The sequence below is a fragment of the Microbacterium sp. genome (assembly GCF_031988965.1).
In the GTDB taxonomy this organism is placed as follows: Bacteria; Actinomycetota; Actinomycetes; order Actinomycetales; family Microbacteriaceae; genus Microbacterium.
Genome location: NZ_DALZXX010000131.1, coordinates 256 through 8,017, shown reverse-complemented (window position 1 = coordinate 8,017; position 7,762 = coordinate 256). Strand labels below are relative to the sequence as shown.

Below are 7,762 nucleotides of genomic sequence, written 5' to 3'. Positions count from 1 at the left end.
TCGCGAAGAAGATGGCGATGGCCACGATGAGCAGGATCATCCACAGATCCGCGACCGTGAGATGCCTGTGCTGTTCCGCTCGCTTCGCCGTCCATCGGCTGCCCGCGCCGAACAGGAACCCCAGGTAGAGATACCAGTCGTAGAGGCGCGCCCACACGAGCAGCATCACCATGAAGGAGACGACGAAGGCACCGAACAGCGAGATCAGGAAGATCATCTGCCCGGTCGAGAAGGCGATCTCCACGAACGCTCCGACCGGGGCGAGGATGTGGCGCTGCACCCATTCGAGCGGCCCCGGCGTGATCGGTGACCGCGCGACCTCGACGGCCATCTGCGCACGCAGCGTCTCGAGCGTCGCTCCCTTGTGCTCGGAGGAGAACACCGCGACCCACGTCCAGGCCACGGCGATGATGGCCAGGACCGCCTCGATCAGGACGATGGCTGCTCCGCGTCCCCACAGCTTCCATCGCACTGCGCGCACGACACCGAGCACCGCGGTCACGGCGAACCCCACCCCCACCCCGAGCGAGAACCAGCTCACGATCGGGTAGTAGTTGGCGAACAGCGCGGCTGCGGCGATCAGCGCGACGACGATCAGCCAGATGCTGTCGTCGGGTACACCGCCGCGCGCAGCATCCTTCATCCCTCCGGACTCTCGGATGTGGTTGATGACGATGCTGCGATTGTCGATCCTGTGGTCGCTGTTGTCGACGCGGCGGCTGTTGTCGATCGTCACGCCCTCGAGCGACGACCCGATGAAGACAGGCACACCCCCATCGTCCGCATCCGTTTCGGGACGCCGGCGACGTCGACGGACCAGCTGCACGATCGGCGGAATCGCGGCGACGGCGCCGCCTCCGATGAATGCCGAGACGCTCTGGATCGTGATCTCGGTGAAGATATCGGCCACTTCAGGACTCGCCTTCCGCCCTGCGGTCGCGGGGCCTCACGGCGGACGATATCGAGGCCCGCAGCCCCACCGTGCGGTATCTCGGAATGCCTTGCGGGCTCGTGCGGATGCCGCCGTCGATGCGTGCGGATGCCGCAGCGGATGCCTGCGGGGCGCCCAGCCCCGGACGGTGCCGACCGCAACCGGGACCCCGGGCACCCCGCGCCCGACGGCACGGAAGTCAGCGCGCTGCGAGCATCTCCCGCAGCCGTGCAGCCTCGTCCTCAGGCATGCCGTACCCGTGCTCGGGTGCCGGGTACGCCCTCGAGCGCACCTCCGACGCGTAGGCCGAGACACCGTCGACAGACACGCCTCGCACATCGGCATAGCGCTTGACGAACTTCGCGGCGGGGCCGTCGTAGATCCCCAGAAGGTCGTGGAAGACGAGCACCTGTCCGTCGGCATCCGGACCCGCTCCGATGCCGATGGTCGGAATGCGCAGCAGCGGGGCGAGCGCCGCCATGACCTGCGAGGGCACCGCTTCGACCACGATCAGCGAGACTCCGGCTTCCTGCAGGGCGAGGGCGTCGTCGATCACGGCGAGCGCCGCCTCGGCGGTGCGGCCCTGGGCGCGGTATCCGCCGAGTGCGGTGGCGGTCTGCGGCGTCAGGCCGACGTGACCCACCACCGGGATGCCGGCGTTCACCAGTGCGCGGGCACGCTCGACGGTCGTCCCCCCGCGCTCGATCTTGACGAGGTCGACCCCCGCCTCTTTGACGAAGCGCTGCGCGGTCGCGATGGCCAGTTCGTCGGAGGCCTCGTACGACCCGAACGGCAGGTCGCCGACCAGCAGAGCCCGCGTGAGCCCGCGGCGCGCCGCCCGGGTGAGCATGAGCATCTCGTCGGTCGTGACTGGGACGGTGCTGTCGTAGCCGAGCACGGTCATCGCGCCCGAATCGCCGACGAGCACCATGTCGACACCGGCCTCATCGGCGATCTGCGCGCTGGGGTAGTCGTACGCCGTGACCATGACGATCGGTTCGCCGGACGCCTTCTTCTTCGCGATGTCGCCGAGCGTCAGGCGGGCGGTCGGTGCGGCGTGGGCGCTCATGAGGCGACCCCTCTCAGCAGATGGTTGTCGATCAGACGGGCGGCGCCGACACGGGCGGCCACCAGCAGAAGTGCATCACGCTCCACCGCGTCCACGGGCTGCAACGTCTCGGCATCCCGGAGTTCCAGGTACTCGACATCGATCGACGCATCCGCAAGCACCCGGTCGGCAGCAGCGCGGATGCTCTCGCCATCGCTCTTTCCGGAGGCGAAGACTGCCTCCGCCGCGTCGAGAGACCGATTCAGCGCGGATGCCTGCACGCGAGCATCCGCGTCGAGGTAGACGTTGCGTGAGCTCATGGCCAGGCCGTCGAGCTCGCGCACGATCGGGCACGCCTCGATGCGCACGTCGAGGTCGAGGTCGCGCACGACCCGACGCACGACGAGCACCTGCTGGGCATCCTTCTGGCCGAAGTACGCGACGTCGGGAGTCACGATGCCGAACAGCTTGGTGACGACCGTGGCGACGCCGTCGAAGTGGTGGGCGCCGCGGCTGGCGCCGTCGAGCACCTCGGTGATTCCCGCGACGTGGATGGTCGTGGCGAAGCCGTCGGGGTAGATCTCGCTCGGCGTCGGCGCGAACAGGATGTCGACGCCCTCGCCCTCGGCGAGCGCGGAATCACGGCCCTCGTCGCGCGGGTAGGTGCTGAGGTCTTCGTTCGCGGCGAACTGGGTCGGGTTCACGAACAGCGAGACGACGACGAGGTCGTGCTGCTCTCGCGCCGCGCGCATCAACGACAGGTGTCCCTCGTGGAAGGCACCCATGGTCGGCACGAGTCCGACGGTCTCACCCTCGGCGCGGGCTGCGCGAACCGCCGCGCGCACCTCGGCGATCGTTCGCAGTATCTTCATGCGCGTCTCTCCTCGGAGGAAGTACCCGGGTGGGCGATGTCGCGAGTCGCTGCGGCGAGCGCGTCGAACAGGTCGGCGAAGGCTGCGGATGCTGCGCGCTGCCGTGCCACGGTCTCGTCATCGCCCCGGACGATGGGTCCGGTGAGTGCAGCCGCTGCCCCGGATGCGGTCCAGTTCTCGACCGTCTGCCGCACGAGCGGAGCCAGATGCGCGCGCTGCACCCCGGCCGGTGCCGCGAGTCGCTCTGCCGCGTCGAGCACGGTGAGAACGAAGTTCGAGGCGAACGATGCGGCGGCGTGATACTCCGCACGGTGGCCGTCGTCGACACGGAACGGGTGCGCGCCCAGCGCCGTCGCGAGCTTCTCAGCGACCGAGAGCGCCTCGGGGGTGCGTCCGTCGACGGCGGCACCGATGCCCCGGAAGACCTCCGGCGTCTCACGACCGGTGAACGTCTGCAGCGGATGGATGCTGAAGTCGACATCGGTGAGCGGCGTCGCCCCCGAGACATGGCCGACGAGCTGAACATGAGGTCTGACGGCGAACGCCACAGCCGGGATCGCCGCATCGGGAACGCAGAGCAGCGCGACGTCGGCATCCGGAACCCGGTCGTCGCGACGAAGCGGCCCCAGGACGACGAAACCGACTGCGCGCAATGCCGGTGCGAGTACGCCGCCGAGACGGCCGGCGCCGACGATGGCGATGGTCGTTCCAGGGCTGAGAGAAGAGGTGCTGTGCATGTCGATTCTCCGGCCGAGACGAGCGGCGCGGATGGGATGAGTATCCGCCTGAGACGGGGTGCGTGCAAAATCTGAGAGCGAAGTGCGCAACTCAGACATACTTGAGCCGCACATAAAGAGCATCTTTGGGGCGCCTCTATTGGCGAAGTGCTCCGCTACCTCGTCCAGTCAGAGCAGCACGGGCCGGGCAACAGGCCACGGAGTACACGCGCCGACTGCCTGGGTCACAGGTAATACGTGCGCGAGAGCCGGGCGCCGTCTTCGCGGAACCACTCGAGCGTGATTCCCCGCACGGCCGGACCTCCGAGGGTCTGGTGCACGCGCACGGGGAACGACGCCGTCGGCGGAACCTCGAGCGGCAGCTGATCGCGCAGAATCGCCTCGATCCCCGCGGTCGCCGTGATCTGCGACACCGTGAGCGTCTCCCCGCTCGTGTTGCGGAAGGCTCCGACACGACCGTCGCTGTCGAAGCTCCACGGCTCGGGCGCCACGGGGGCCGTGCCGGACCTCGTGATGCTGGGTTTCCCGACAGCTTCTGGCTGCACCGTCGGCTCGCGGTTGAGCGCCTCTCCGATCTCCCGCACACCACCCTTCGCCGACAGACTGTTGATGAACGCGATCACGGCCACGGTCGACGCCGCGATGGAGGCCACCGCACCCAACCACGAGGGCACCACCACGCCCCAGAAGTCGGTCGGTACGGGTTCCATGACCGCACTCTATCCACGGCTGCCGACACCCGACAGGGGCGGTGCAGGTCCATGAGTCGTCAGCGCGTTTCGTCTCAGTCGACTTCGTCGTCTTCGCTCAACGACCGGGTGGATGCGTCACCTCGGACGTCTTCGCTCAACGACCGGGCGGAAGCGTCACCTCGTCGTCTTCGCTCAACGACCGGGTGGATGCGTCGCCTCGTCGTCTTCGCTCAACGACCGGGCGGATGCGTCACCTCGGGCAACGACCGGGCGGACGCAGCAGTCCCGCATCCGCTCTACCCTTAACTGTTCGGCCTCACCCCCAGGCCGCGTTCTCTGGAGCATCCCCATGTCAGCATCCGCGATCGATGATCGTGCCCGCTATCGGGCGAAACCGTCTGTGCTCGACGCGCTGAAGAGTCCCCGGATGCTGACGCGCGAGGTGCTCGCGGGTCTCGTCGTGGGACTCGCACTGATCCCCGAGGCGATCGCGTTCTCGGTGATCGCGGGCGTCGACCCGAAGGTCGGCCTGTTCTCGTCGTTCATCATGGCGGTGTCGATCGCGTTCCTCGGCGGACGTCCGGCGATGGTGACCGCGGCGACCGGAGCCGTCGCGCTCGTGATCGCGCCGGTCGCGCCGACGTACGGCCTCGACTACTTCATCGCGACCGTGATCCTCGCGGGTGTCTTCCAGGTGATCCTCGGCGTGCTGGGCGTCGCGAAGCTGATGCGGTTCATCCCCCGCAGCGTCATGGTCGGCTTCGTGAACGCGCTGGCGATCTTCGTGTTCAGCTCGCAGTTCCCGCAGCTCATCGATGTGCCGTGGCTGGTGTATCCGCTGGTCGCGCTGGGAATCGTCGTCATGATCGTGATGCCGAAGATCACGAGGATCGTGCCCGCACCGCTCGTGTCGGTGATCATCGTGACAGCCGTGGTGCTGACGATGGGCCTGACCGTGCCGACCGTCGGCGACCAGGGAGAGCTGCCGCAGAGCCTGCCCTCGCTGTTCCTGCCCGACATCCCGTGGACGTGGGAGACATTCGGCATCATCGCTCCGTTCGCGCTCGGGGTCGCACTCGTCGGGCTCATGGAGTCGCTGCTCACCGCGAAGCTCGTCGACGAGATCACCGACACCCACTCGAACAAGAGCCGCGAATCGTGGGCGCAGGGCATCGCGAACATGCTGTCGGGCTTCTTCGGCGGCATGGGCGGATGCGCGGTGATCGGCCAGACCATGATCAACGTCAAGGCCTCGGGCGCCCGCACCCGCATCTCGACGTTCTTCGCCGGCATCTTCCTGTTCCTGCTGGTCGTCGTGTTCGGCGACTTCGTCGGCACTATCCCGATGGCGGCCCTCGTCGCCGTCATGATCATGGTCGCGATCGGGGCCTTCGACTGGCACAGCATCAAGCCGTCGACCCTCAAGCGGATGCCGAAGAGCGAGACGTTCGTGATGATCGCGACCGTCGTGCTCGTGCTGCTCACGCACAACCTCGCGGTGGGCGTCGTCGGCGGGGTGCTCGTCGCGTCGGTGCTGTTCGTGCGGCGGGTGGCGCACTTCGTGTCGGTGTCGCGCACTGTTGCCGGTGATGCTGTCACCTATACCGTGACCGGCGAGCTGTTCTTCGCGTCGAGCAACGATATGACGACCCTGTTCTCGTATTCGGAGGACCCGGATCGCATCGTCATCGACCTGACCGGATCGCACATCTGGGACGCGTCGACGGTCGCCGCACTGGACGCGATCGAGACGAAGTACGCGGCGCTCGGGAAGACGGTCGAGATCGTCGGGATGAACGAGAGCAGTCAGCGGATGCGGGGACGGCTGACGGGCGGGTTCGAGTAGGCCTTTCCCGCCCCGAGCGCGGGTCTCATCTCACGGAACCTCTTTCGCGTTCTCTCCAGTACAAGTACAATTGCACTCTCGAGAGAGGTGTCACGGGCGCACCTCGGAGATGAGCAGGTCATGCCGGAATCCCGAGTCACCGCGCACGCTCCCGTCGGACCGACGGCGCACGGTGAACGTCGTCCGTTGACGTCCTCTCCCCTCGTCGAGAGTGGGCTGCTTCACGACTGGCACGCCCGCAATCGCGAGGTCACGCTGCCCCACGGCATGGCGATGCTCGAGGAGTACGGCACTCTCGACAACGTACGGCGGCTCACCGGCGAATCGGATGCCGAGTTCCGTGGGATGCTCTTCGCGGATTCCGACATCTACAAGACGCTCGAAGCCGCAGCCTGGGAGCTCGGTCGCGGCGAGGATGCCGACATCCGATCGTTCTTCGACCGCACCGTCGACCTCATCGAGCGGGCGCAGCAGGACGACGGCTACCTCGATTCGGCCTATCTGCGCCGCGACGACCGCGCTCCGTGGAGCGACTTCGCCCAGGGCCACGAGCTGTACTGCCTCGGCCACCTGGTGCAGGCGGCCGTGGGCGCGCACCGCGCGATCGGCGACGACCGGCTGCTGCGGGTCGCCGAACGGTTCGTGGACCACGCTGTCGCACGCCTGGGCGGGGACGATGCGGTGGAGTACTGCGGGCATCCGCTGATCGAGGCGGCACTTGTCGAGCTGTATCGCACGACGGGCGCCGCAGCCCCTCTCGACCTGGCCGCCGCCTTCGTGCGCCGACGCGGATCCGGCTTCCTCGGCGGTGTGATCTTCGGCGCCGAGTACTACCAGGACGAGCAGCCCGCCCTGCAGGCCACCCGCGTGCGCGGGCACGCGGTGCGCGCGCTGTATCTGAACCAGGGCATCACCGACCTGTACCTGGAGACCGGCGACAGCACGATGCTCGACGTGATGCGCACGCAGTGGGACGACCTCGTCGCCCACCGCATGTACCTCACCGGCGGCACCGGCGCGCGCCACGAGGACGAGGCGTTCGGCGAGGCCTTCGAGCTGCCGCCCGATCGCGCGTACGCCGAGACGTGCGCAGGCGTCGCCCTGTTCGGCTGGGCCTGGCGGATGTACCTCGCGACCGGCGAGGCCTCGTGCATGGATGTCGCCGAGACCGCCCTCTTCAACGTCGTCGCCGCAGGCATCTCGACCCACGGCGACGCGTTCACCTATGTGAACCCGCTGCAGGTGCGCGACGAGCGTCCGTACGGCGGCGAGGCACCCGCCGGACGGCGGCGCTGGTTCAGCTGTGCGTGCTGCCCGCCGAACCTGATGCGCACGTTCGCGACGCTCGAGCATCACCTCGCCGCGGAGCGCGCCGACGGCCTCGACATCGTGCTCTACGCCTCGGCGACGCTGCACGCGCACGGCGCATCGGTCACAATCGACACCGCATACCCCGCCGAGGGCAGCATCCGCATCAGCGTGCAGGGCGACGCGACGGACGGATGCCGACGACTGGCCCTCCGCGTACCGGAGTGGGTGTCGGGACGCGCGATCACCGTGCTCCGCGACGGCTCGCCCGTCGAACCGGCCGTCGAGTCCGGGTGGCTCAGCCTCGACGAGGCGCTCGTCGACGGCA

The 7,762-nt window shown here is 68.1% G+C and carries 7 protein-coding genes; 2 read left to right on the top strand and 5 right to left on the bottom strand.

The genetic code is table 11. The features are described 5' to 3' along the window. The 5 genes from RTM68_RS15400 to RTM68_RS15380 all read right to left on the bottom strand — a co-directional run. Positions 1-910: hypothetical protein (locus RTM68_RS15400; protein WP_312172552.1), on the bottom strand; the 910-nt coding region annotated here is incomplete at its 3' end. A gap of 220 nt (positions 911-1,130) precedes the next feature. Beyond that, positions 1,131-2,000 (bottom strand): 3-methyl-2-oxobutanoate hydroxymethyltransferase, encoded by an 870-nt coding sequence (panB, locus tag RTM68_RS15395; RefSeq protein WP_312172550.1) that lies wholly within the window; start codon positions 1,998-2,000, stop codon positions 1,131-1,133. Further along, positions 1,997-2,851: a pantoate--beta-alanine ligase gene (gene panC, locus RTM68_RS15390; protein WP_312172548.1), complete on the bottom strand. Its 855-nt coding sequence runs from the start codon at positions 2,849-2,851 to the stop codon at positions 1,997-1,999. The genes panB and panC overlap by 4 nt, the downstream gene beginning before the upstream one ends. Beyond that, entirely contained in the window at positions 2,848-3,588 is a 741-nt protein-coding gene (locus RTM68_RS15385; protein ID WP_312172546.1) for a DUF2520 domain-containing protein, read from the bottom strand. The genes panC and RTM68_RS15385 overlap by 4 nt, the downstream gene beginning before the upstream one ends. Positions 3,589-3,812: 224 nt before the next feature. Then, the gene (locus RTM68_RS15380; protein ID WP_312172543.1) at positions 3,813-4,298 is read right to left on the bottom strand and encodes a hypothetical protein; all 486 of its coding nucleotides are present in this window, start codon (positions 4,296-4,298) and stop codon (positions 3,813-3,815) included. Between the two features lie 331 nt (positions 4,299-4,629). Here RTM68_RS15380 and RTM68_RS15375 point away from each other — a divergent pair, with 331 nt between their 5' ends. Next, positions 4,630-6,126: a SulP family inorganic anion transporter gene (locus RTM68_RS15375; RefSeq protein ID WP_312172540.1), complete on the top strand. Its 1,497-nt coding sequence runs from the start codon at positions 4,630-4,632 to the stop codon at positions 6,124-6,126. Between the two features lie 120 nt (positions 6,127-6,246). Further along, the coding region (locus RTM68_RS15370; protein ID WP_312172538.1) for a beta-L-arabinofuranosidase domain-containing protein at positions 6,247-7,762 on the top strand (1,516 nt) is incomplete at its 3' end.

Coding starts and splice junctions, on each gene's coding strand:
- RTM68_RS15375 (WP_312172540.1), top strand. CDS start 4,630: ATGTCAGCATCCGCGATCGATGATCGTGCCCGCTATCGGGCGAAACCG.
- panC (WP_312172548.1), bottom strand. CDS start 2,851: ATGAAGATACTGCGAACGATCGCCGAGGTGCGCGCGGCGGTTCGCGCA.
- panB (WP_312172550.1), bottom strand. CDS start 2,000: ATGAGCGCCCACGCCGCACCGACCGCCCGCCTGACGCTCGGCGACATC.
- RTM68_RS15385 (WP_312172546.1), bottom strand. CDS start 3,588: ATGCACAGCACCTCTTCTCTCAGCCCTGGAACGACCATCGCCATCGTC.
- RTM68_RS15380 (WP_312172543.1), bottom strand. CDS start 4,298: ATGGAACCCGTACCGACCGACTTCTGGGGCGTGGTGGTGCCCTCGTGG.